Raw genomic sequence first — 21,535 nt, 5'->3', positions numbered from 1 at the left:
TGAAAAAATCAGCGACCAGAGATAGGCGGAACGAACACAACGCCCATATCCCACGGCTGCTCAATCCAGGTATTTTGTGGGATATCAACCACATAATCATCAACTAAAGGACGACCAGCCGGTTTCGCGAAGATAGTCACAAAGTGTGCTTTAGGATACATTTCACGAATCGCAACCGCAGTACCACCGGTATCTACCAGGTCATCAATGACGATAAAGCCTTCACCATCGCCTTCCGCGCGCTTCAGTACTTTCAGTTCGCGCTGGTTATCGTGATCGTAGCTGGAAATACAAACGGTATCGACATGACGAATACCCAGCTCACGCGCCAGCAATGCTCCCGGTACCAGACCGCCACGGCTAACGGCAATAATGCCTTTCCACTGTTCAGAAGGCATCAGGCGGCTTGCCAGTTTACGTGCATGGATCTGCAACATGTCCCAGGTGACGATGTATTTTTCGCTCATGTGAAGTGTCCCAGCCTGTTTATCTACGGCTTAAAAAGTGTTCGAGGGGAAAATAGGTTGCGCGAGATTATAGAGATCTGGCGCACTAAAAACCAGTATTTCACATAAGTCCGCGTCTTTTTACGCACTGCTACTACCTGTCGCTGGATAAAGTGGTATTCTCAAACATATCTCGCAAGCCTGACTTGTGCTGACAACATTTTCTGCTAACCCTGTGACCTGCAATACTGTTTTGCGGGTGATCGACAAGGAGACTTAACGTGTCTGAACTGTCTCAATTATCTCCACAGCCGCTGTGGGATATTTTTGCAAAAATCTGTTCTATTCCTCACCCGTCCTATCATGAAGAACAACTCGCTGAATACATCGTTGGTTGGGCAAAAGAGAAAGGTTTCCACGTCGAACGCGATCAGGTAGGTAATATCCTGATTCGTAAACCTGCTACCGCAGGTATGGAAAACCGTAAACCGGTTGTCTTGCAGGCTCACCTCGATATGGTGCCACAGAAAAACAACGACACCGTGCACGACTTCACCAAAGATCCTATCCAGCCTTATATTGATGGCGAATGGGTTAAAGCGCGCGGTACCACTCTGGGCGCAGATAACGGCATTGGTATGGCGTCTGCACTGGCCGTTCTGGCTGATGACAACGTGGTTCACGGCCCGCTGGAAGTGCTGCTGACCATGACCGAAGAAGCCGGTATGGACGGTGCGTTCGGCTTACAGAGCAACTGGTTGCAGGCTGACATTCTGATTAACACCGACTCCGAAGAAGAAGGTGAAATCTACATGGGTTGTGCGGGGGGCATCGACTTCACCTCCAACCTGCATTTAGATCGTGAAGCGGTTCCGGCTGGCTTTGAAACCTTCAAGTTAACCTTAAAAGGTCTGAAAGGCGGTCACTCCGGCGGTGAAATTCACGTAGGTCTGGGTAACGCGAACAAACTGCTGGTGCGCTTCCTGGCGGGCCATGCAGAAGAGCTGGATCTGCGCCTTATCGATTTCAACGGCGGCACACTGCGTAACGCCATCCCGCGTGAAGCCTTTGCGACCATCGCAGTCGCAGCTGACAAAGTCGACGCACTGAAATCTCTGGTGAATACCTATCAGGAGATCCTGAAAAACGAACTGGCAGAAAAAGAGAAGAATCTGGCATTGCTGCTGGATTCTGTAGCGAACGACAAAGCTGCCCTGATTGCGAAATCTCGCGATACCTTTATTCGTCTGCTGAACGCCACCCCGAACGGCGTTATCCGTAATTCCGACGTGGCAAAAGGCGTGGTTGAAACCTCACTGAACGTGGGTGTGGTGACCATGACCGACAACAACGTAGAAATTCACTGCCTGATCCGTTCTCTGATCGACAGCGGTAAAGACTACGTGGTCAGTATGCTGGATTCGCTGGGTAAACTGGCTGGCGCGAAAACCGAAGCGAAAGGCGCATATCCTGGCTGGCAGCCAGATGCTAACTCTCCGGTGATGCATCTGGTACGTGAAACCTATCAACGTCTGTTCAACAAGACGCCGAACATCCAGATTATCCACGCGGGTCTGGAATGTGGTCTGTTCAAAAAACCGTATCCGGAAATGGACATGGTTTCTATCGGGCCAACCATTACCGGTCCACACTCTCCGGATGAGCAAGTTCATATCGAAAGCGTTGGTCATTACTGGCGGCTTCTGACTGAACTGCTGAAAGAAATTCCGGCGAAGTAATAACGATGAAGTCCACGCCTGCGGGCGTGGACTTCTGTTTGAAGTCAATGGCTATCTATATCGAAATAACAAAACATTATGAAACCCAGGAAAAGGTCGCATATTTATATAGTTGCGACCATTTTTCATGGGGGGAATTTCTGATCACCAAAGAAAATTTTGCGCTGGAATCCGTGAAAGAACTTAAGGGTGAAAAGCAGAATTTTTATATGTTCAGAGCCTGGGGAAAAGTCAGAAGAACATACTTAACCACGGGAGAATTTCCCCAGGAAACATGTTACGCCGCTTAAAGTCAGAATAATTTTTTCATGCTTTTACCATTTTGGCATTACGCCTGCACCACACGGCAATGGCGGCAGCCACTAATGCCAGTTCCAGTAAAAACGACCAGTGTAATAAAAAATTGAGCCACCACGGATGATGTATCGCCGTAATATGAAAGAGTGCAAATGGTTGGTTAACGAAAGGCATCAGCCACCAGATATCACCGACCAGCGTATCGAGTAATAAATGCACGATACTATTCAGGCAAAACACCACGCCCAACCACGCCGGCAGTTTATTCTTCGCTATTCCTGCCCAGACTAATGTCGCCGCCAGCAGAGCAAACCATAATAATGGCCAATGAGACGGGTAAAGATGATGATGTCGTTGCCCATTATCCACCAGATAGCACCAGAAGAGATCGAAATCGGGTGCAACGGCCCCGACTAAGCCAATAATCATCGCCCAGCGCGCATGACGAGCAATCAGCGGCAAGCGTTTAACTAAAGTACAAGTTATTAAATATCCAGCAGGAAGATGACCAATAAACATGACGATTCCTTTCGTTTTTGTCCGCCGCTTTCACGAAGAAAACGGCGGGAGACGTTCCTCAATTACCCTTCGATAAATGCCATCCCTGTAAATGTCCGTCGCGGGTTACCACGTTCAATTTGGTGATGGAACATTCGCCGCTGCAATTTCAGCGCCGCGCTATTTTCCTGTTGCTGTTGTTCCAGCTTCCAGGCAATCAGCAATCGCGCCAGCCGTTTGTTAGCATGCTGGCTGCGCTCGGACTGTACTTTCACGCTAATCCCGGTGGCCAGATGCGTGGCGCGCACCGCCGAGTCGGTTTTATTGACATGTTGACCGCCTGGCCCCGACGAACGCAGCGTCTCATACCGGATCGCATCTGATTGTTCCTGCTCATCAGCAGTAAAACGTCCAATACCAAGAAACCAGTTTTTGCGCCCATGATGAGGTCGATACGGACTCGGACAAATCCATTGAATAGTGCCACACCAGCTTTCGCTTAATGCCCATGCGTTGTCGCCATCCAGAGAAACCAGTGCCGAACGCAATGTGTCAGGGTAACGGCCCGTTTCTGTTTCCAGCACTGTTACCGCGACGTCTTGACGGGCAGCTTCTTTAATCAGCCTGTCCAGCGCCTTTTTTACGGCGAGACAGCATTCTTCCGGCCCCTGTGCAGAGGAGAGTTGCAACAAGATCATCCTTTTTTCCCTCCACTGTTTTTGAGCGTCAGTACCGGGCGCAGCCGCGCGACAGGAATAATTAAACCGGCCTGCACCAGACATTGCACCACGCTTTCTGCCGGTTTATAGGCTTGTGGAGCCTCTTCAAAGATGAGCTGTTTATCGCGGCAAATTACCCGGCTACCAAGTTCAGTACGTGAGAGTTGCGTCGCCGTGTATTTCGCCGCCAGACGCCCTTTACACTCAGAGCGCCCCCATTTGCGCCCAGCCCCATGCGCCAGCGAGTGCAATGTTTCTTCGCTACTGACAGGCTGTACAAGCCATGAGTAATCACCGCGTGACCCCGAGATAACCACCAGACCACTGTCATCTGGCGTAGCCCCTTTACGGTGTAACCAGCCTGGTTGATCGCCAATTTGACTCGCGGTAATAAAGTTATGCGCCACATCCAGAACCGGACTTCCGATGGCTTTCACCTGTTGCATTATGCGCAGAGCGATCATCTGGCGATTCATGCGAGCAAACGCCAGCGCATCGTCATGCTCCGCGATATAACATAGTGCGTCGTCACTGCCTTCCGGCAAACCATGATGCGAAAATGAGGCAATATGTTTTTGTAAAACAGACTGCCCGAAACCACGCGAGCCGCTATGAACCAGCAGTTGCAGATGCTGCGCATCCAGGCCTGCCAGTGCAAACAGTTCAGCGTCGATGATTTGATCTATCTGTTGCAGTTCTGCGAAGTGGTTACCGCCACCGATGGAGCCAAGCGCGCTGCGCCACGGGTGCTGTGCAAATGCTGATGGCAGGTTTTCCTCCAGCCAGCTTTCTTCAGCAACGTCATCCAGCGCAGATAATCGCTTTTCGAACTTATCGGCGTTGTATTTGCGGGTAAGGATATCTGTTTGCCATAGCGCCATGCCGCAGCCGATATCATTGCCGACCAGCGCCGGGTAAAAACGACCAATGGAAAAGAACGCTGCTCCAATCGGGTAGCCGCGTCCGGGGTGTAAATCAGGCATCCCTACTACGCGTTGCATGTTGGGTAAATTTGCCGTGGTATGTAATTGTTGGATCGCTGAACTTTCGATCCACAGGTCATCGGATGCGATAGTAAACACCGCATCGGATAAGGGACGAATATATTTGCCCATGTACCATTCCATTTATAAATATAAAAAATCAGGAAATGGCAGACGAATCCAGGGCAAGAAAAAAAGAATTAATCCTGGAAAGGTCTGCAAAGAGTCATTGATAAAGGATTTGTCATGATTTACCTCCTTGCAGTTTGTGGAATAAGAAAACGCGCACATACTAAGCTTACGTTATTTTCATTGCAAGCTGGATTTAATGTTGCTGTTTATAACGCATATAAAAATTAATAAACCACTCTCCCCGGCATTCAACGCGCTGCTGCTTAACTACCTGAAAATCATAACGTTCAAAAAAGGGTTTTGCGGTTATGCTGGCATCAACCGTAAGTTCGGATTCAGACTTAATAAAAGGTTTTAACAAGGCGCTGGCAACTCCGCGGTGAGTGTATTCAGGGTCAACAAATAACATATCGATATAATGCTCAATACAGGTAATAAATCCAACCGGTTGTGCATTAATCATAGCCACCCGCACTTGTGATTTCGCGAGTTTCTCCTTCCAGCGAGATTCGTCAATCTGCGCCCAGGCGGCAATTTGTTGTGGTGAATAATGCTGACTGGCAGTCATCGTAACCGCTCTAAGGAAAATAGCGCATAGTTGCTGAAAATCGCCAGGCTGATAGTCTCTTATTTGTATGTTATTCATAATATAAATTCAAAAACGCATGCGAAACGCTTCTGCCATTTTCCCAATTTTATGCATTTGGTTGTTATCTCTAGCCAGTTTATGAGGTTCAGGTTTCAGAATGGCAATGAGCAACCATGCTTGCTCATCAAACGCACCCTGACAATATACCAAATGCGCTTCGTCATTCGTTCTGCTGAATTGGCGCAACTGTGGCGGAAATGGATTATTCTCATTTGCCATATGAATATGAGCAACTCGCTCAAATTTGATTAATGGCCAGGTAAACGAGTCGTCGTAGAGTGCATCGCGACCAAATATATCTGGCAAAACACCGTCACGCTTATAGGAAATAAAATCCGCCGTTAACGCATCAAGTTCCTCTGCTGTAAGTTGCAGGCGAATAAGTTTTGTTTTGAATACCCGCATCCTTATTCCTTAAAGTCATTGAAATCATCATCCGTCATATCATTAAGATATTGTTCAGCGCGGCGTGTAATTTCCTCTAATCTTGCAGCACTCGGACGGAAGCGCGCCTTTATGGGCTTTTTCTCCTCTTGTTCAGCAAGCATGTCCATTAATGCTTCAAATGCGTTGGCACTTAAGAGATATCCTGCGGGGCGATTATTAGAAAGAACCGCAACTGGTTGATCAATAAAGTATTTAGCTGGATTTTTACGTAACTCAGTGATATTGACCGATTTTTCAGCGAGAATTCGATGCATACAATTATCCCCTCATAACAATGAACACCAGAATATACATAATAGTATACATCATAATCCCAGCACCAGCTGTCTTTCCATTTGCGGATCCAGCAACGTCACATGCAGCCCCACCAGTCGCACACCGCGCCCGCCGCGACGTTCATCCCAGGTTTTACGCGCGGTGGCGATGAGATCAGCTTTAGTCAGCCGTGGCCAGACATGCTCCTGGGTGGTTTGCTGAAAATCGTCGAACTTTAATTTCACTCCCTGGCGGGCGATCAGTAAATCAGGTTTCACCTTTGCCAGACGGCGTTCCAGCTCCGGATACAGCCGCTCGATAATCGCTTCACATTCAGGCCAGTGATGAATATCTTCCGCCATCGTGCGTTCCACGCCGATGGATTTTCGTAACCGTTCGCTGTTAACGTCGCGCTCGTCAATGCCCTGGCTACGCTCCCATAAAATGCGGCCAAATTTGCCAAAGCGTTTAAGCAACGTCACCAGATCACACTTTTGCACATCACCGCAGGTCCGCAGCCCCATCGCTTCCAGTTTTGCCGCCGAGACTTTGCCGACGCCGGGAATCTTTGCCAGCGGCAAGGTTTGCAGAAATGCCGGAACTTCCGCCGGAGTAATCACAAACTGGCCGTTGGGTTTATTCATGTCGGAGGCGATTTTAGCGAGAAACTTTACCGGCGCCACGCCCGCAGATGCCGTCAGGTGCAACTCGTTGAAAATCGTCTGGCGGATTTCCTGGGCGATGAGAGTCGCAGAACCGTGGCAATGCACGCTGTCGGTAACGTCAAGATAGGCTTCATCCAGCGACAGTGGTTCAATACGCGAGGTGTAGCGCGAGAAAATTTCGCGGATATGATTCGAGGCTTCTTTGTAGGCGTCAAAGCGCCCAGGAAGCAAGGTGAGATGCGGGCATAATTTGAGCGCCATCCCAGTTGGCATTGCGCTACGTACGCCAAATTTACGCGCGGGATAATTCGCGGTGCTGATCACCCCCCGACGTTCGCGACTGCCGCCAATAGCAATAGGGATATCGCGCAGGGCGGGATTGTCGCGCATCTCCACCGCTGCGAAAAAGCAGTCCATATCCACATGAATGATTTTACGCATTGCTCACCTCTCAATACTGGTAAAGTATACAGTGATTTTAAGGTTTGAGAAATGCGTAAAGATTCACCGTTTAACGCGTTCGCTGCGAAAGCACCTGCTGCTTATCCAGCTTTTGCACCAGCGGCTGCACCACTTTATCCCCATGCTGACCAAAATATTGATACAACGTATCGGACGCGCTTTTGGTCAACACCATAATCTCAATGCGTCGGTTACCCGCACTTTGCGGATTTTTCGCATCCAGCAACATCTGGTCCGCCATCGCGCTTACCTGCATCACTTTATCTTCCGGCATTCCCGCTTCTTCCAGCACGCGACGGGCCGAAAGCGCGCGATCGCCCGAAAGGTTCCAGTTGTTGTAGATATTGTTTTTGTAGGCCATCGCATCGGTATGCCCGGTGATGATGATCTTATTGTCGAGCGAATCAAAAACCGGCGCTAACTCCACCAGCAGCGTTTTAAAGAACGGCATAATCTTCGCGCTGCCGCGCTCAAACATATTGCGGTTCTGGTCGTCTTTAATCAGCACGCGTAATCCCTGCGGGACAATCTCCATCTCCAGATTCGCTTCCATATGCGCATCGCGGGCGATGGTGTTGATACTGGTTGCCAGCTCACCCAACTCGGTGGCAGATTTCTTCTTCAAAAGCGCCGTTTTCTCGTTGACGTCGCGCACTTTTTTCTCTGTCTCTTCCGGCACCGCCACGGTAGCAAGTTTCGGCGGATGAGACGGGCTGATTTTATTTAACGGCGACAGCCCGCCACCATTGAAAATCGACTGCCCATGCAGCGCCGCCATAATGCTTTCGCGCTCGCTTTTGCTGACGCTGTTCACAATCCACAGCGTCATAAACAGCGCCATCATCGCCAGGGTAAAGTCGGCGAACGCCACCTTCCACGCTCCGCCGTGATGCCCGGCATGATTCTTTTTGATCTGCCGCCGGACGATGGTGGTTTTTGCCCCACGCTCGCGGCGGTTGCCCGTCTTTCTCATGCTTATTCTTGCTCCAGCATCGCGTTCACCCACGCGTCGAGATTGGCGAAGGTCGGTTTGGACGCCAGATGCAGCAGCTTACGCCCGGCATCCACCGCCAGCAGGGTCGGTTTGCCGCCCGCCTGGGCCACCAGCACGGTACGCACGCACTCCAGCAGCGAGTGCTCGGCGCGCGCCTGCTGTTCCATGGCGTTGGCGAGCGGATCCATCAGGCAGTAGCAAATAAACACGCCTAAAAACGTACCCACCAGCGCCGCCGCCACTTTCAGGCCAATCAGGGCGATAGAACCGTCAATCGACTGCATGGTGATAATGATGCCCAGCACCGCCGCACAAATGCCAAATCCCGGCATCGCTTCAGCGGTACGTTGCAGCGAGCGCGACGGCGTGAGCAACGACTCTTCAGCGGTGTCCAGTTCCTGATCGAGAATACCTTCCAGTTCATGGGCGTCGATTTTGCCCATCGCCATCAGGCGAAAGTTATCGGCAATAAAGGTCACCAGCCGTTTCTGGGTTAACACCAGCGGGTATTTCTGGAAAACGGTGCTCTCTTCCGGCTGTTCAATATGTTGATCCAACATGCGCAGACCACCGTTTTGCACCATTTCGAGCAACTCATACAGGCACATTAATAGCTGGCGCTGAAACTCCGGCCCGAGCTGTTTTTTACTGATCACACCTTTAATTTGATGGGCAATCTCTTTCAGCACATGTTTCGGGTTACCAATAATCATTGCCCCGAAACCGGCGCCCAAAATAATGATCATTTCCGCCGGTTGCCAGATAGCCACTAATTGCCCGCCCGCTTCAAAATAACCGCCAAATACACAGCCGAGCACCACCAGTAAACCTAAAATTTTTTGCATAATTTCTTCACTTTAATTCGGATAGACAAAATCACGAATTTTCTGCGCGATCTGTTTATTCAGTTGACAAATTCGGGCCTCGGTGAGGCCTAATACCAGCGCAATCTCTTTTAGATTCATCTCATGCTGGTAATACATCGAAAGGATCAGTTGCTCTTTTTCGCTCAACTGCGAAAGCGCGTGTTGCAAGACGTCCTGAGTTACAATTTGCTCTTCCAGTTCCCGGCCAACGAGCGGGATGCCAGGTCCTTCACCATTCAGCAGTTCATCCAGGCTGGCGATCGTTTCCGCCCCTTCCAGTTGCTGGTATTCGAGATAATCGTCATGCGAAATCCCCTCCCCGACCAGCTCCTGCCATTCTGGTTCATGCCCCAGTTTTTTACGCGTCTCCCGAATCAGGTCTTTCATCTGATGATATTTCTGTCGCAGCTGGCGCGGTCGCCAGTCGAGAGCGCGCAATTCATCCAGGATCGCGCCGCGAATACGGTGCACGGCATAGCCCGCAAAACCTTCATCCGGCAGCCCGTAACGGCGAATGGCGTTAAGCAGCCCCATTAACGCCGTTTGTTCCATATCCTGACGGTCAATAATGCAGTTGCACTGCGGCGCAAGTTGCCGCACCACTTTACGTACCAGCGGCAAATAGGCCTGCAAATAATGACTCTCCTGCTGCGGGGTTAATACCGGCGCGGCAGCAAACTCTTCTGACTCGAATACGTCCTGTAGCATGTTTTTATCCGCCCGACCGATTACTGGAAGACCACTTTTTTCACCAGTAAATCCTTATACGGTGCGCTCATCTTGCGACGCTGAAGATCGTGTTTCAGCGCCTCAGAAATCAGTTTGCGGATGGCAGAAATTTTCATGCCGCGCAAATCTTCAAATTTCATTTCCGTCAGGCATTCCACCGCAATACTTTGATACAGCGGTTCCTGATGTTTTATTTTTTCAGCCTCTTTATCACTGGCGACGACCATGACTAATTCTGCCGACAAATAATGGTCAGCGCCGTTCTTGTCATGAAGCGTGACGATGGTTTCTGGCAACGTCACAAACACACTTTTGCTTTCATCCATCGTTTCCACCGATTCCGCCTGCGCGACATGAGTCGGTTTTCCTTTTCCAGCATAATGATGCCAGACTCCCCATCCTGCTCCGGCACCGACCACTAACGCCAGAACGGCGCTGACCACGCCTGCCACCACGATTTTCTTCATATTGCCTTTACACTTTGATCAAAACGGATTCGTTCTGTTGAAATTGAGGCGCATCATCAAGCTGTAAGGCGGCACTCACCTCCTCCTGCTGATGGCCCGACTGTTGTTGCTGCTGCGACTGCCCTTCGGAGGAAACCTGCACGTTCACCTCCATAAAATTTTGCGCCGTCAGATGTTGCCGGAGATCGTCGCTAAACTGCTGTAACGCGCGGCAGACTTCGCTTTGGTTCGCGCCGATATGCACCGTCAGTTTTCCGTTATCCAGCTGCACGGCGATCTCGAGTTTGCCGAGCGACGGCGGATCGAGACGAATAGTGGAGATTTGCTGCTGTTTATTGAGCTGAAAATGGATCTGATCTTTCAGCAGGGTCGTCAGTTTTTCGCCCAGTTCGTCCATCGAGAGCGTGACGGGTTTGGCGGCAATCTCGTGATGATCGCTGACCCGCTCCGGCGTCTTAACCTGTAACACCGCGCGCGGCATCACCGGCTCGCTGTCCGGTACTTTTTCTGCTTTACGCTCCACCTGCGGGCGCGTGGTCACGCGGGTTGGCTCGGGCTTCGTGCGTTCAGGTTTCGCAGGCGCACGCGGCTGTGAAGGTGCAATAGCATGTAAATCTTCACTGGCAAAAGTCGCCAGTTTTGCCTGCTGCTCAGGTTTCGCCTGCGGCAACTGACTGACCAGCGCCTGCAACTGCGGCGGCAAAGCCGTGGGATCCTGCTGCTGCGTCGGGCGTTGCGGCACGTTTTGCACCACCGCTTTTGTCAGTTGCTGGATAACCGGCGATGTCGCCACGTTTCGCGGCGGCTGCTTCGCCTCATGCGGCGCGACCGGTTGCGGCAGTAACAGTGTCATCAAGGCCTGCATCGCAGCCGGATCGCTCTCCTGCGGGCGCGTCGCCTGTTGTTGACTGGTTCTGGCGCTATGAACGCGTTCCGCCACCGCGGCCACCGCCATTTTCGGCAGCGTAAACGCGGGCGCGTTTTCCCCGCTCACCGGCGGTAAAATATCCGTTTTCAGCGACGCCGTTTCCGCAAGCGTTCCGAGCGTGGCAAGCAATGCCGGATTCATGACTTCTCCGAAAATAAATTAACTATTGAATAGGCCAGCACGCCTTCCTGATGTTGCTGATGCAACTCCATGCGCACTTTCAGCACTTGCGCTCGCTGCTCACGGCGGGCGATTAATGCGCTAAACGCGGCATGAAGTTGCGATTTCACCGTACCAAGCTGTCGCGCATCGGTTTCTATCGCCGCGTAGTCATTAAACTGGCGCATCAACTGCTGATGCAGCGCCGGAAGGCGTCGCCAGCGCTGTTTATCCAGTGCTTCATTCATCGCCTCAACCAGCGCGAAAAGTTGCCTGCGTTGTTTTTCCATCGTCTTAACCCAGCTTGCCCGAAAGCCCTTCCCAGCCTTCGCGCAGGTTGCTTAAAATCAGCATCACTTCATCGATTTTCTCCGCCGACAGCTCGCCGCTGGCCTCATACAAGCGATACACGCAGTGGTCATAGAGGCGCGAAAGATTCACCACCAGCTCGCCGCCGGTTTCAAACTCCAGCGAACTGGTGAGCGCATTGAGAATGTCGATGCATTTGTTGATGCTCTGGGCTTTCTTCTCGAAACGTCGCCCTTCAATATGGCTTTTGGCGCGCTCCAGTTCGTCGAGAAGCCCGGCGAACAGCACCAGCACCAGTTCAAGCGGAGAGGCCGCCGCGGTACGCGCCGCGAGATCGACCTCTTTGTATTGCGAATAACCATCCTGTACTTCATACATCTTTAGGGATATTCCTTATGAATTACGCGAATGCCGCCATGCTGGCTTTCATGGTGTACACCTCAACCAGCGTGTTGGTGTACTCCTCCAGATAACGGTCGTAGTTGGCGTTATAGGTATCGGTCAGTTGATCGCCTTCGTCCTGAATTTTGCTCATCTGATCGTCAATGTTCTGCTGGCGCAGGGTGATGATGCCGTTGCTGGAGTCCGTGTAGGTGTTAATCAGGTCGTCCATCTGCGCCACCATGCTGTTGTCACCGACGAAAATAGAGGTCAGGCCGTCAGGATTTTTCGCCATTTCGTCGCTGAACTGATCGGAGTCAATTTGTAAGTGGCCGTGAGAATCGAGGGTGATGCCATAATCCACAATCGACACGCCGTTGTAGCTGGCATGGGCGATGTCATCGAGCTGGTTCGCCAGTGAACTGAGTCCTGCGTCGCCTGCAAATACCCCGGCGCTGGTACTGTCATCACCGTGGGTGGTCAGCGAATCAACCGTATCAATCAAGGTGTTATAGGCATCGACAAAGGTCTGTACTTTCTCCTGGCTGGCGCTGGAATCTTCGCTGATGTTAAAGGTGGTGAGATCGCTGTCAGAATCGCTGACTTCGGTGAAAGTCATGGTGACCCCGGGGATCACATCATCAAATGTATTGCTGCTGTTGGTGATCTCAGGCCCCGTGGCGCTGCCGAGATGAATAATCGCGTCCTGGGCGGAGGAAACATCCGTGGGAACGGGCGCGCTGGCGCTATCGTTGCTGGCGTCATGCCCCGTTACGCTCACCGAAAACGCGCTCTGCGCCCCGGTACTTTCGGAGGTGAGCATTATGGTGGTGGTGCCGTCGGTTTTTACCAGTGCCGCCGACACGCCTGGGTTATCGTCGGAGTCGTTAATCGCATTCACCAGCTCGCTGGCGTCGATAAAACCGTCGCCATCGCCGTTCTGATCTGCCGACGCCAGGTCGATATCCATGGTGCTGTCACCCATGGTCATTTCAAACGTCCCCGTCGCAGAAAAGGTGTCATCGCCCATGCTAAACGTGGTCTGCTGCCCCTGCGCCAGTTGCTCAACGAAAAATGAGTAGCTCCCCGCCTGCGCCTGTGAGTTAGCGGAAACGGTCGCTGAGTCATTATTGCTGGTGGCGGCAAAAGTCACCGGGCCGTCGGTATCGCTGTTCAGCGCATCGACGGCGCTCTGGAAATCACTCAACGCCGAGCTAAGGGTTTCCAGGCCGCTGCTCTCGGCATCCAGCTCGCTCTGCTTCTCCTGCAAATTTGCTGCCTGAGTGGCGACATCCGCATAAGCAATTTCTTGCGCAATGGTTCTTGGGTTAATCATTGATGACTCCGGGTAACGATGTATGGTTATTGGCAAAAGGCGTGCCAATAATTTTTATGTGAATAATCAATTAATTGAAAAACAGGCGGAAATGGCGTTTCCGGTCTGGCGGAAGAGTGCCTGCCGCAGAAAGGACAACACCGCCCACAGGCGGTGTTGAGACTGACAAACGCAACATTGCCTGATGCGCTGCGCTTATCAGGCCTACAAGGTTTCTGCAATATATTGAATTTGCAATATTTTGTAGGCCGGATAAGGCGTTTATGCCGCATCCGGCAATCCCGCACTACTGCAGCAGGCTGGATACCATGCTGGACATGCTGTTGGACTGTTTCAGCATGGTGATGCCGGTTTGCATCAGCACCTGCTGTTTGGTCATGTTGGACGCTTCCGTCGCGTAGTCGGTATCCATAATGTTGCCGATAGCGACTTCAGTGTTGTCCTGCATGCTGGTCAGGTTGTTGGCGGTGTCGTTCAGACGGTTGATAGACGCACCCAGCTTGGACTGGATCTGAGAAACGTCATCCATCGCGGTAGAAATGCTGGTGATCATCTGGTTAGCCGAGCCAGACGCGGTCAGTTCAGTACCGCCAGAAACGCCTGCGGTGCCAGTGGTGTCAGCCTGATCTGCACTAAAGGAGTTGCTAATAGCAGAAAGATCGGTCACCAGCGTGTTCAGTTGGCTTGAAATATTCACGGTCATGGTGTCGGAAGATTCCGCGCCCACCTGGAAAGTCACTGCGCTCTGGAACAGACCGTCAGTACCGGTGTTGCTGGTACTGGAAACACCGAACAGGTTGGTGCCGCCGTAGGTGGTGTTTTGCAGCATGTCAGACATCTGCTGGCCCAGTTCGTCGTATTCATCCTGCATCGCCTGCAGGTCGTCGTCGCTGTAGGTGCCGTTCGCTGCCTGAGTTGACAGGTCTTTCATACGGCCCAGCACATCAGACATTTCATCGAACATGCTGTCGGCGGTTTGCAGCATCGCGGTGGCGTCGTTGATGTTACTCAGCGCCACGCCCATACCGCTGGACTGTGCTGTCAGGCGGTTAGCAATCTGTTTGCCTGCGGCATCATCGGCAGAAGAGTTAATCCGGTTACCTGTCGCCAGGCGTTCCATAGATGTAGACAGAGAAGAGCTGCTTTTGCTGATTGCATTTACTGCGGCCATTGAGGCGTTATTGGTGTTAATAGATAACATGATACTGCTCCTTGGGATTAATCGTTTTCGTTTCGATACCCTGTAAAAACGACACCTAAGGAGCAAACTTAAAATCGCCGTTAAAAAATTTTCGCTGCACTTTATCTGATGCCACTTTTAGCTAAAAAAAGCCGAATTTAAATTCAGATAAAAAGATTATTAGCAATATCTGCCACATGGCCAGGTATCAAAATATGTCTTTATCAATTGCTTGATATAGTTAAGATTACCATCAATTAACTCGTTTTCTTATCAATGGACTGATGCCAAAATTTACATTGCGTTGCAAATAGTACACATTTGGCTATTGTACCTGTCCTGTCATTTCGTTACATTTCCATGCCATATAGCGATTAAGATTAATCCTATTACCATAAAATATTAATTATCACGCAGAAAAATCATCTTCTCAGGGACGTATAAGACTGTGCTTTATACAAAGCACTATCAGGAAACATTTATCCCTTGCTAAGGTAAACTCGACTATGAGTATTATTATCAACAACTGGCGGATGGACCCGTCGCTTAATGCCTTAATACATTGCGAAACGGGTGAAACACGTCGCCTCGGCGAATACCATTTTATTTTGCTGGAAACATTAGCAAAAAATGCCGATGCTGTTTTATCGCGATCTTATTTATGTGCCGAAGTATGGAAGAACCGCATTGTCGGCGGTAACAGCCTGCCGACTGCGATCCATGCGTTGCGCGTCGCCATCGATGATGATGGCAAACAACAGAACGTTATCAAAACCATCCCGAAGAAAGGTTACCTGTGCAATAAAGTATATGTATCTTTACCGGAGTCATCGTCTGCAGAAGAGTTGATTATTACCGACCAGGCACAGGAAACAGTGCCACAAGAGATATCTTCTACAACACCGCCTGTGGCTGGTAGAAAAAAACATAAAGGACTGATGGGGTTAGCGTTGATCGCGGCTGTTATATTTATTGGCTCGACCATGGGTTATTCACACTTGAAAAGTACACCTGACGCCCCGCAACTGGTAAAAGAATCCGTTAATAGTCCAAGAATAAAAATATTTCATCTAAGTTCTGCTGGAGAAAATAATTCCGCACCGTTACTTTCACAAGCTCTCGCTCCAGGAAAAGACAAATTAGATAATTTATTGTCAGCGCATAATATGACAATGACAACCTATTATAAATATGTTCGTAATCGACTGGAGAGTGATATTGTTTTGCGCAACCAGTGCAACGGTAGCTGGCAATTAACATTTAACGTGGAAGACTGGCAGAATAGCGATATTAATAGCGCGATGTATCAGAATCTGCAAAAGTTGTTAAATACCGTGCAGAAATGCTGATGCGTGCCAATATATGCCGGATGCGACGTTTTCTTATCCGGCATTCATATAATTAGCCCAATAAACTCCTCACCGTCTGGCTGGAAATTCGCGCCTGACCGTTCACCGCCTGTAATAACACCTGATAATTATGATTGGCGCTATTGAGCACACCGCCGAGGTTTTCCGACGCCTGCACCGCGTTTTCCGTTTGCGGGAAGCGGGACATGCCGTCAATTAACTGCCGTGCTTTTTCCTGCTGCACCGCCATCTTCGCACGCTGCTGATTAATCCCTTCTAATGTCTGAGAAATCCCCGCCCCACCCTGTTGCAAACTTTGTACTAAACGGTCGACCTGCGACGGTTCGGCAAACGTTTTTAGTGGTGTAAACGCCGACTTATCGCCATCGGTGCGCACGCTTAAGGTACGTTCGATGTTGGGCCACTGTTTTTCGGTGGTGGAGAAACTGATGCCGTCCGCGTGCTGATGCAACTGCACCCCCACGCGGCGCAGGGCGTTATTCAGCCGTGTCTGGTACTGCCCGGCGCTATCATCATCAGATACCATCACCGCCGAAAGCTGGGTCTGCCGCCCGTCAGAGACGCTGAACATCCGCGTTCCTGGCGTGGGATTGTGTACGAGATTCACCAGATCCGGCGAGTGAAAGGTCACCCGCGCTTCCCCCTGCAACACTGGCTGCAGCTGGCGGTCCACCGCGCCGCCGGAAAGCGCGGTGCGTTTGTCCAGCATCTGCGTGAGCGCCGAACTCTGCGCCTGCCCGCCTTTGCGCTGGCTATGACGATAATCGAGCAACTGCTGCTCCAGTTGCCCGAGATAGCTCACCGCCTGCTGCAAGGTGGTGAGCTGATCGTTAAGCTGCACACTGTAACGCTGCGGGCGAGTGGCAATCAGCGGCGAGGCCGGATATTCACTCGCCGTCGCCGGGAGTTTTTGCCGCACCGCCTGAGTGGGCGCAACGGTTGACGACGATACCGCAGCACTATGCGCGCCGCCGGTAGCGAGTGACGAAGAAGTAAGTCCGACCTGCATACTGTTCCTGAAAGAGTTAGAGAACGCTGAACAAATTCAACTCACTCACTTTCGAGTAAGTCTTGAGGGTAGCTTCCATTGCCACTTCCAGTCCGGTAAAGGTAATCGACGCCGGGCCGTAATCGAGATCCTGTAAAGAGCCAATCAACTGATCATTGGAGGTGGAGATATCGGTCTGCGCATCACTCAACATCGACATGGTGTTCTGCGTCTCGCCGAGCGAGGCAATTGATGCGTTGAGGTCGTCCGAGGCGGTATCTACCACATCGACGGCGTTCTGAATATCGCTTTGCACCTGCGGATCTGCCGGATCGACGTCCGGGTTTTGCAACTCCTGAGAGAGCGAATTAAGCGTGTTCAGCACGTCTAAATTGCTGCCGAAGAAATCGCTCGCCGCCACGTTGGTATCCACTTCCACGCCGTTCGACACGGTGGTCTGCCGATGGTCGCTGTTGCCCTGATAGCTGTAGCTGTCGGTGACGCCATCGCCGTCATCGTCCACTGCCACGATCGGAGGCTGATCGTTGATGGTGCCGCCAAACACGTAGTGACCGTCTTCGTCCTGGTAATTGAGCGCCGCGACCATTGATTCGGTGAGCGACTGAATATCCTGACCGAGGCTGGCGAGCGAATCAGCGGTATTGGTGCCGTTCGCCGCTTCCAGCAGGTCGTCGCGCACCGCCAGCAGGCTGTTGTTGACGCCATCGAGAATCGACTCTTGCTGACTTAACCCCGCCGATGCGGAGTCGATATTGCTTTGATACTGCTCAATCGCCGACTGCTGGCGGTTCAACTGGGTGATGCGCGTGGCGGCGATTGGGTCGTCCGACGGCTGCAAAATCTGCTTGCCAGTTGCCATCTGCTCGACCACATGCGCCAGAGAGCCGGAGAGATCGTTGAAACTTTGCGTCATCGAGACGTAGGTTTGTTGGGTAGTTACTCGCATTCTCGCGCTCCCGCTTAACTGCACATTTCCAGCACCGAATCGAAAATCTCGGCGCCGGCGGAAATGACTTTCAGATTGGCTTCATAAATTTGTTGATAGGTGATCAGGTTCACCGCCTCTTCATCCATGCTGACGCCGCTGACGCTGCTCTGCTGGTTTTGCGCTTCAGAATAGACATTAGACGCGGCGGTCACTTCGGTCTGGTTTTGCTGACTGTAGATGCCGATATTGCTGATGATTGACGAGCACGCCTGCCCGACCGTCACGCTGCCGAGATTGGCGATGTCCAGCGGTTCGCTGGAGATATTGATCAGCGCCTGCAGGTTGTCGCTGTTGCCGCTTTCGTCCGGCGAACTGGAGAACGCCAGCTCATCGGCAGTGATATCCGGGTTAACGGTCAGCGGGCCATCGGCGTTGCTGGCGTCGTAAATAAACAGCGGCTCACCGGGATTGCCGTTGAGATCGTAACCCTGCGCCAGTTGATTGTTGACCGCATCGGCAAACTGCGACGCCATGCTGTTGATGGTGTCGGTCAGCGGCGTCAGCACGTCGTTTTGATAGTCGAACAATGCGCCTAATGAACCGCCTGTATCGGTGGTCATGGTCGAGGTAGTTCCGGCAAAGGTCAGCGACATGGACGGCGTGCCATCGGCGTTGGTTTCCAGCGCGATGGTCGAACTCTGCTGCCCGCTCACCAGCGGCTGGCCGTTTTGCAGGGTAACGTTGTAGTTGCCCTGGTCGTCGATATTGACCTGCACATCCATCATTCCGCTCAGTTCTTCCACCATCTGATCGCGCGCGTCATACAGCGCGGAGGCGTTATCGCCGTTAGCTTCGGCCTGGGCGATTTGCTGGTTATAGCTGGCGATGCCGCTGGTGAGCGTGTTGATTTGCGACACCATCGCCTGCTGCTGGCTGATGATTTCCGTACTTTGCGAGTCGATGTAATCCAGCGTGTTGTCGATACGCAACGACAGCGCCCCGGCTTCGCTGATCACCTGCTGGCGCAGGGCGGAATCGTCAGGGCTGGTGGTCGCTTCGTTAAGGGCGGCGAAGAAGTTATCGAAGCCGCCGCTCAGGCTGCTGTTGTCGTCGCTCAGTACTGCTTCCAGTTGGCTAAGATACCCCTGCTGGGTGCTGTAATAGCCGTAATCGCTGGCGGCATACCACACCTGATTCACCTGATACTGGTTGGAGACGCGGCGAATGCTGTCCACCTGCACGCCGTTACCGGCGCTGTTCGGCGAACCGCCGCTGGCGCCGATGGTGCTGATCTCTGCTACCTGGCGAGTGTAGCCTGTGGTCATGGCGTTCGCGGTATTTTGCGCCGTGACGTTCAGCTCCACCTGCGCGGTTGATGCGCCGCTGTAGCCGATGTTAATCATGTCCATGTTGGGTCCTTACCGGTAAATCGTGCCGGTTAAAAGCGGCGTTAGGTTGGGGATTCTTAAATGGGTGAGGGGCAAAGCGCGCACCTCATTTCCCCTTGGGCGACAACTGCTTCACAATCATCGCCGCGATCCCAATCCCGTGTTGCTGCGCCAGGGTGTTACACAACTCATCGTCATAAAACCCCTGCATCATGCGCACCGAATCGCTGTTAAACGGGTTATCTTTCGAATCGAACAACTCGTTGGTTTTTCGCATCTCTTTCAACATGTTGCGTAAAAAAATCGCCTCAAACTGCTCCGCGGCCTGCTTGATATCATTGGCCTGAACTTTCGGCCCCATTAACGCGTCGCTGCCGTCAATCCCACCGCTGGCGTTCACTTTCATCAGATCACCTCCAGGTCGGCATCCAGCGCGCCCGCCTCATGCAGCGCCTGCAAAATCGACATAATGTCGTCCGGCGTTGCGCCTAAACTGTTCAACGCATTCACCAGCGTTTTCAGGCTGCTCGACTCCGGCAAACTCACCACGCCCGGACGGGCATGATTCACCGCGATATTGCTTTGCGGCGTCACCGCCGTGCGCCCGCCCGCAAAGGCATTCGGCTGGCTGACGTTGCTGGTTTCGTTAATCGAAACGGTCAGGCTGCCGTGCGACACCGCCGCCGCGTGTAGCGCGATACCATCGCCCATTACCACCGTACCGGTGCGCGAGTTAAACACCACGCGGGCGCGGATTTTCTCCGCCTGCACTTGTACATCGTCCAGTTGCGACATAAACGCCACCCGCGCGCCGGGGCTGGTGGGCGCGCGCACGGTAACGTTGGTGGAACTCTGCGCGGTGGCAATGCCGCCAAACGAGGCATTGATCGCCGCCGCAATATTGTTGGCATCTTTAAACGATGGGCGTTTCAGGTTGAGCGTGATGGTGTCGCCCATCTGAAAATCGCTGGGGATCTCGCGCTCCACCGTCGCGCCGTTGGGAATTAACCCGGCGGTCGGCGTATTAACCGTTACGCTCGAGCCACTGGCCCCGGTGGCATTCATCCCGCCCACCACCACGCTTCCCTGCGCCAGGGCATACACTTCGCCATCTGCACCGTGCAACTGCGTCAGCAACAAAGTGCCGCCACGAATACTTTTCGCATCGCCAATCGACGAAACGGTGACGTCGATGGTCTGCCCGCGCGAGTACATCGGCGGCAATGTGGCGCTCACCGCCACCGCGGCGACGTTTTTCACCTTCGGATCGATTTTATTTGGCAACTGCACGCCAAACTGGCGCAGCATATTAGTGATGGTCTGATTGGTGAATTTGACCTGGTTTTTATCGCCGGTACCATCGAGGCCGACCACCAGGCTGTAGCCGACCAGTTGGTTTTCGCGCACGCCCTGTACGTTGACCAGCGACTCCAGCGATTGCGCCAGCGCCACGCCGGGCAGCGCCAGGCTTACGGCTACTACCACCGTCTTTATCCAGTTTTGCATTGCACTCTCCGGCATTAAATCGGGAACAGAGGATGGTTAAACAACCGCGTCAGCCAGCCTGCGGCGTTGGCGTCGCTTAACGCGCCGCGTCCGGCATAGGAAATGCGGGCGTCGGCGATCCGCTGAGAGGAAACCGAGTTGTCGTTCTGGATATCGTCGGCACGCACCAGGCCGCTTAAGCGGATGTATTCATCGCCCTGGTTGAGGGTGAGCCATTTCTCGCCGCGAATTTGCAGAATGCCGTTGGGCTGCACCGCATGGACGGAAACCGTGATCTCCCCGCGCAGGCTGTTCTGCTGCTGGGAAGTGGCGCTGCCGTCAAAGTCGCGATTGGCGTCGATGGAGCCAGAAAGCTTATCTTTGGTGTGACCAAAAATGGTCGGCGCACCGATATCGACGGTGTTGCTTTTGCCGAAGTTGGTTTTCGCCTGTTTGCTCGACTGGGTCGATTCTTCGAGGATCACCGTCAGGATATCGCCCACACGATAAGCCCGCCGATCGGCGGTTAGCGACCAGTTGTAGCCCGTTTCAAATACGCCTCCGGCACGCCCGTCTGCCGGAGGCGGCGCTTCGGTGGTAGGTGGCGCAAAGTATGCGTCGTCTTTTTTGACCAGAATAGCCTGCGATTCACACCCGCTAAGGAGTGGAAGCAGCGCCACCAGCCAGAGATAATTTTTCACGTTCTGCCTGTTT

Annotated in this window: 26 protein-coding genes; 3 read left to right on the top strand and 23 right to left on the bottom strand. The window is 52.4% G+C overall.

Going from position 1 to position 21,535, the window contains the following annotated elements:
- Positions 1-8 precede the first annotated feature (8 nt).
- A complete protein-coding gene (gpt, locus tag H9644_RS18990) occupies positions 9-467 on the bottom strand; it encodes a xanthine phosphoribosyltransferase (protein ID WP_001291991.1) in 459 nt (152 codons plus the stop codon).
- Positions 468-727: 260 nt separating this feature from the next.
- Here gpt and pepD point away from each other — a divergent pair, with 260 nt between their 5' ends.
- Together pepD and H9644_RS18980 are read left to right on the top strand one after the other, a co-directional pair.
- Positions 728-2,185 carry a cytosol nonspecific dipeptidase gene (gene pepD, locus H9644_RS18985; protein WP_064530481.1) on the top strand — a complete coding sequence of 486 codons (1,458 nt, stop codon included), beginning with the start codon at positions 728-730 and terminating at the stop codon, positions 2,183-2,185.
- Between the two features lie 5 nt (positions 2,186-2,190).
- Entirely contained in the window at positions 2,191-2,475 is a 285-nt protein-coding gene (locus H9644_RS18980; protein ID WP_077883558.1) for a hypothetical protein, read from the top strand.
- A 16-nt stretch (positions 2,476-2,491) separates the two neighbouring features.
- On the opposite strand, the gene H9644_RS18975 is transcribed toward H9644_RS18980, so the two are convergent.
- The 16 genes from H9644_RS18975 to lafA form a co-directional block, all read right to left on the bottom strand.
- Complete coding sequence (locus tag H9644_RS18975; protein WP_064530480.1) at positions 2,492-3,001, bottom strand: metal-dependent hydrolase; 510 nt, start codon at positions 2,999-3,001, stop codon at positions 2,492-2,494.
- 62 nt (positions 3,002-3,063) lie between these two features.
- On the bottom strand, positions 3,064-3,678 hold the full coding sequence (gene prfH, locus H9644_RS18970) for a peptide chain release factor H (protein WP_191776006.1): 615 nt from the start codon (positions 3,676-3,678) through the stop codon (positions 3,064-3,066).
- On the bottom strand, positions 3,675-4,814 hold the full coding sequence (locus tag H9644_RS18965; RefSeq protein WP_191776003.1) for an RNA ligase RtcB family protein: 1,140 nt from the start codon (positions 4,812-4,814) through the stop codon (positions 3,675-3,677). The genes prfH and H9644_RS18965 overlap by 4 nt, the downstream gene beginning before the upstream one ends.
- A gap of 193 nt (positions 4,815-5,007) precedes the next feature.
- Positions 5,008-5,460, bottom strand: coding sequence for a GNAT family N-acetyltransferase (locus tag H9644_RS18960; RefSeq protein ID WP_074399668.1), 453 nt, complete (start codon positions 5,458-5,460; stop codon positions 5,008-5,010).
- Between the two features lie 9 nt (positions 5,461-5,469).
- Positions 5,470-5,868, bottom strand: a complete 399-nt coding sequence (gene yafO / locus H9644_RS18955) for a type II toxin-antitoxin system mRNA interferase toxin YafO (protein WP_001263497.1) — start codon at positions 5,866-5,868, stop codon at positions 5,470-5,472.
- A 2-nt stretch (positions 5,869-5,870) separates the two neighbouring features.
- A complete protein-coding gene (gene yafN / locus H9644_RS18950) occupies positions 5,871-6,164 on the bottom strand; it encodes a type I toxin-antitoxin system antitoxin YafN (RefSeq protein ID WP_191776000.1) in 294 nt (97 codons plus the stop codon).
- Between the two features lie 51 nt (positions 6,165-6,215).
- Complete coding sequence (gene dinB, locus H9644_RS18945; RefSeq protein ID WP_064530475.1) at positions 6,216-7,271, bottom strand: DNA polymerase IV; 1,056 nt, start codon at positions 7,269-7,271, stop codon at positions 6,216-6,218.
- 70 nt (positions 7,272-7,341) lie between these two features.
- Positions 7,342-8,265 carry a putative lateral flagellar export/assembly protein LafU gene (lafU, locus tag H9644_RS18940; protein WP_191775997.1) on the bottom strand — a complete coding sequence of 308 codons (924 nt, stop codon included), beginning with the start codon at positions 8,263-8,265 and terminating at the stop codon, positions 7,342-7,344.
- 2 nt (positions 8,266-8,267) lie between these two features.
- Positions 8,268-9,131, bottom strand: a complete 864-nt coding sequence (motA, locus tag H9644_RS18935; protein WP_001169519.1) for a flagellar motor stator protein MotA — start codon at positions 9,129-9,131, stop codon at positions 8,268-8,270.
- 12 nt (positions 9,132-9,143) lie between these two features.
- On the bottom strand, positions 9,144-9,860 hold the full coding sequence (locus H9644_RS18930; protein ID WP_191775994.1) for a FliA/WhiG family RNA polymerase sigma factor: 717 nt from the start codon (positions 9,858-9,860) through the stop codon (positions 9,144-9,146).
- A 20-nt stretch (positions 9,861-9,880) separates the two neighbouring features.
- On the bottom strand, positions 9,881-10,348 hold the full coding sequence (locus H9644_RS18925) for a flagellar basal body-associated FliL family protein (RefSeq protein ID WP_191775991.1): 468 nt from the start codon (positions 10,346-10,348) through the stop codon (positions 9,881-9,883).
- A 7-nt stretch (positions 10,349-10,355) separates the two neighbouring features.
- Positions 10,356-11,417: a flagellar hook-length control protein FliK gene (locus H9644_RS18920; protein ID WP_191775987.1), complete on the bottom strand. Its 1,062-nt coding sequence runs from the start codon at positions 11,415-11,417 to the stop codon at positions 10,356-10,358.
- Entirely contained in the window at positions 11,414-11,725 is a 312-nt protein-coding gene (locus tag H9644_RS18915; protein WP_191775984.1) for a flagellar protein FliT, read from the bottom strand. Before H9644_RS18915 ends, H9644_RS18920 begins: the two co-directional genes overlap by 4 nt.
- A gap of 4 nt (positions 11,726-11,729) precedes the next feature.
- Positions 11,730-12,122 carry a flagellar export chaperone FliS gene (fliS, locus tag H9644_RS18910; protein WP_040100479.1) on the bottom strand — a complete coding sequence of 131 codons (393 nt, stop codon included), beginning with the start codon at positions 12,120-12,122 and terminating at the stop codon, positions 11,730-11,732.
- Between the two features lie 22 nt (positions 12,123-12,144).
- A complete protein-coding gene (fliD, locus tag H9644_RS18905) occupies positions 12,145-13,461 on the bottom strand; it encodes a flagellar filament capping protein FliD (RefSeq protein WP_191775981.1) in 1,317 nt (438 codons plus the stop codon).
- Between the two features lie 286 nt (positions 13,462-13,747).
- Complete coding sequence (gene lafA / locus H9644_RS18900; protein WP_064530467.1) at positions 13,748-14,662, bottom strand: lateral flagellin LafA; 915 nt, start codon at positions 14,660-14,662, stop codon at positions 13,748-13,750.
- A gap of 485 nt (positions 14,663-15,147) precedes the next feature.
- On the opposite strand from lafA, the gene H9644_RS18895 reads away from it, so the two are divergent.
- Positions 15,148-15,990, top strand: coding sequence for a transcriptional regulator (locus H9644_RS18895; RefSeq protein WP_191775978.1), 843 nt, complete (start codon positions 15,148-15,150; stop codon positions 15,988-15,990).
- Between the two features lie 52 nt (positions 15,991-16,042).
- On the opposite strand, the gene H9644_RS18890 is transcribed toward H9644_RS18895, so the two are convergent.
- From H9644_RS18890 to flgH, 6 genes are all read right to left on the bottom strand, one after another.
- Entirely contained in the window at positions 16,043-17,020 is a 978-nt protein-coding gene (locus tag H9644_RS18890; RefSeq protein ID WP_191775975.1) for a flagellar biosynthesis protein FlhF, read from the bottom strand.
- A 16-nt stretch (positions 17,021-17,036) separates the two neighbouring features.
- The gene (flgL, locus tag H9644_RS18885) at positions 17,037-17,966 is read right to left on the bottom strand and encodes a flagellar hook-associated protein FlgL (RefSeq protein WP_191775972.1); all 930 of its coding nucleotides are present in this window, start codon (positions 17,964-17,966) and stop codon (positions 17,037-17,039) included.
- A gap of 14 nt (positions 17,967-17,980) precedes the next feature.
- Positions 17,981-19,357: a flagellar hook-associated protein FlgK gene (flgK, locus tag H9644_RS18880; protein ID WP_191775969.1), complete on the bottom strand. Its 1,377-nt coding sequence runs from the start codon at positions 19,355-19,357 to the stop codon at positions 17,981-17,983.
- A gap of 85 nt (positions 19,358-19,442) precedes the next feature.
- Positions 19,443-19,742, bottom strand: a complete 300-nt coding sequence (locus tag H9644_RS18875; protein ID WP_000867178.1) for a rod-binding protein — start codon at positions 19,740-19,742, stop codon at positions 19,443-19,445.
- Positions 19,742-20,842, bottom strand: a complete 1,101-nt coding sequence (locus H9644_RS18870; RefSeq protein WP_059224973.1) for a flagellar basal body P-ring protein FlgI — start codon at positions 20,840-20,842, stop codon at positions 19,742-19,744. The genes H9644_RS18875 and H9644_RS18870 overlap by 1 nt, the downstream gene beginning before the upstream one ends.
- Positions 20,843-20,856: 14 nt before the next feature.
- Positions 20,857-21,522, bottom strand: coding sequence for a flagellar basal body L-ring protein FlgH (flgH, locus tag H9644_RS18865; RefSeq protein ID WP_191775966.1), 666 nt, complete (start codon positions 21,520-21,522; stop codon positions 20,857-20,859).
- Positions 21,523-21,535: the final 13 nt, after the last annotated feature.

It is taken from the genome of Escherichia whittamii (assembly GCF_014836715.1).
In the GTDB taxonomy this organism is placed as follows: Bacteria; Pseudomonadota; Gammaproteobacteria; order Enterobacterales; family Enterobacteriaceae; genus Escherichia; species Escherichia whittamii.
This window is presented reverse-complemented; position numbering and strand designations above follow the sequence as displayed.

What these genes read in the sequence shown, in the direction of transcription:
- gpt (WP_001291991.1), bottom strand. Translation starts at nt 467, where the DNA reads ATGAGCGAAAAATACATCGTCACCTGGGACATGTTGCAGATCCATGCA.
- H9644_RS18980 (WP_077883558.1), top strand. Translation starts at nt 2,191, where the DNA reads ATGAAGTCCACGCCTGCGGGCGTGGACTTCTGTTTGAAGTCAATGGCT.
- H9644_RS18975 (WP_064530480.1), bottom strand. Translation starts at nt 3,001, where the DNA reads ATGTTTATTGGTCATCTTCCTGCTGGATATTTAATAACTTGTACTTTA.
- prfH (WP_191776006.1), bottom strand. Translation starts at nt 3,678, where the DNA reads ATGATCTTGTTGCAACTCTCCTCTGCACAGGGGCCGGAAGAATGCTGT.
- H9644_RS18965 (WP_191776003.1), bottom strand. Translation starts at nt 4,814, where the DNA reads ATGGGCAAATATATTCGTCCCTTATCCGATGCGGTGTTTACTATCGCA.
- H9644_RS18960 (WP_074399668.1), bottom strand. Translation starts at nt 5,460, where the DNA reads ATGAATAACATACAAATAAGAGACTATCAGCCTGGCGATTTTCAGCAA.
- yafO (WP_001263497.1), bottom strand. Translation starts at nt 5,868, where the DNA reads ATGCGGGTATTCAAAACAAAACTTATTCGCCTGCAACTTACAGCAGAG.
- yafN (WP_191776000.1), bottom strand. Translation starts at nt 6,164, where the DNA reads ATGCATCGAATTCTCGCTGAAAAATCGGTCAATATCACTGAGTTACGT.
- dinB (WP_064530475.1), bottom strand. Translation starts at nt 7,271, where the DNA reads ATGCGTAAAATCATTCATGTGGATATGGACTGCTTTTTCGCAGCGGTG.
- lafU (WP_191775997.1), bottom strand. Translation starts at nt 8,265, where the DNA reads ATGAGAAAGACGGGCAACCGCCGCGAGCGTGGGGCAAAAACCACCATC.
- motA (WP_001169519.1), bottom strand. Translation starts at nt 9,131, where the DNA reads ATGCAAAAAATTTTAGGTTTACTGGTGGTGCTCGGCTGTGTATTTGGC.
- H9644_RS18930 (WP_191775994.1), bottom strand. Translation starts at nt 9,860, where the DNA reads ATGCTACAGGACGTATTCGAGTCAGAAGAGTTTGCTGCCGCGCCGGTA.
- H9644_RS18925 (WP_191775991.1), bottom strand. Translation starts at nt 10,348, where the DNA reads ATGAAGAAAATCGTGGTGGCAGGCGTGGTCAGCGCCGTTCTGGCGTTA.
- H9644_RS18920 (WP_191775987.1), bottom strand. Translation starts at nt 11,417, where the DNA reads ATGAATCCGGCATTGCTTGCCACGCTCGGAACGCTTGCGGAAACGGCG.
- H9644_RS18915 (WP_191775984.1), bottom strand. Translation starts at nt 11,725, where the DNA reads ATGGAAAAACAACGCAGGCAACTTTTCGCGCTGGTTGAGGCGATGAAT.
- fliS (WP_040100479.1), bottom strand. Translation starts at nt 12,122, where the DNA reads ATGTATGAAGTACAGGATGGTTATTCGCAATACAAAGAGGTCGATCTC.
- fliD (WP_191775981.1), bottom strand. Translation starts at nt 13,461, where the DNA reads ATGATTAACCCAAGAACCATTGCGCAAGAAATTGCTTATGCGGATGTC.
- lafA (WP_064530467.1), bottom strand. Translation starts at nt 14,662, where the DNA reads ATGTTATCTATTAACACCAATAACGCCTCAATGGCCGCAGTAAATGCA.
- H9644_RS18895 (WP_191775978.1), top strand. Translation starts at nt 15,148, where the DNA reads ATGAGTATTATTATCAACAACTGGCGGATGGACCCGTCGCTTAATGCC.
- H9644_RS18890 (WP_191775975.1), bottom strand. Translation starts at nt 17,020, where the DNA reads ATGCAGGTCGGACTTACTTCTTCGTCACTCGCTACCGGCGGCGCGCAT.
- flgL (WP_191775972.1), bottom strand. Translation starts at nt 17,966, where the DNA reads ATGCGAGTAACTACCCAACAAACCTACGTCTCGATGACGCAAAGTTTC.
- flgK (WP_191775969.1), bottom strand. Translation starts at nt 19,357, where the DNA reads ATGGACATGATTAACATCGGCTACAGCGGCGCATCAACCGCGCAGGTG.
- H9644_RS18875 (WP_000867178.1), bottom strand. Translation starts at nt 19,742, where the DNA reads ATGAAAGTGAACGCCAGCGGTGGGATTGACGGCAGCGACGCGTTAATG.
- H9644_RS18870 (WP_059224973.1), bottom strand. Translation starts at nt 20,842, where the DNA reads ATGCAAAACTGGATAAAGACGGTGGTAGTAGCCGTAAGCCTGGCGCTG.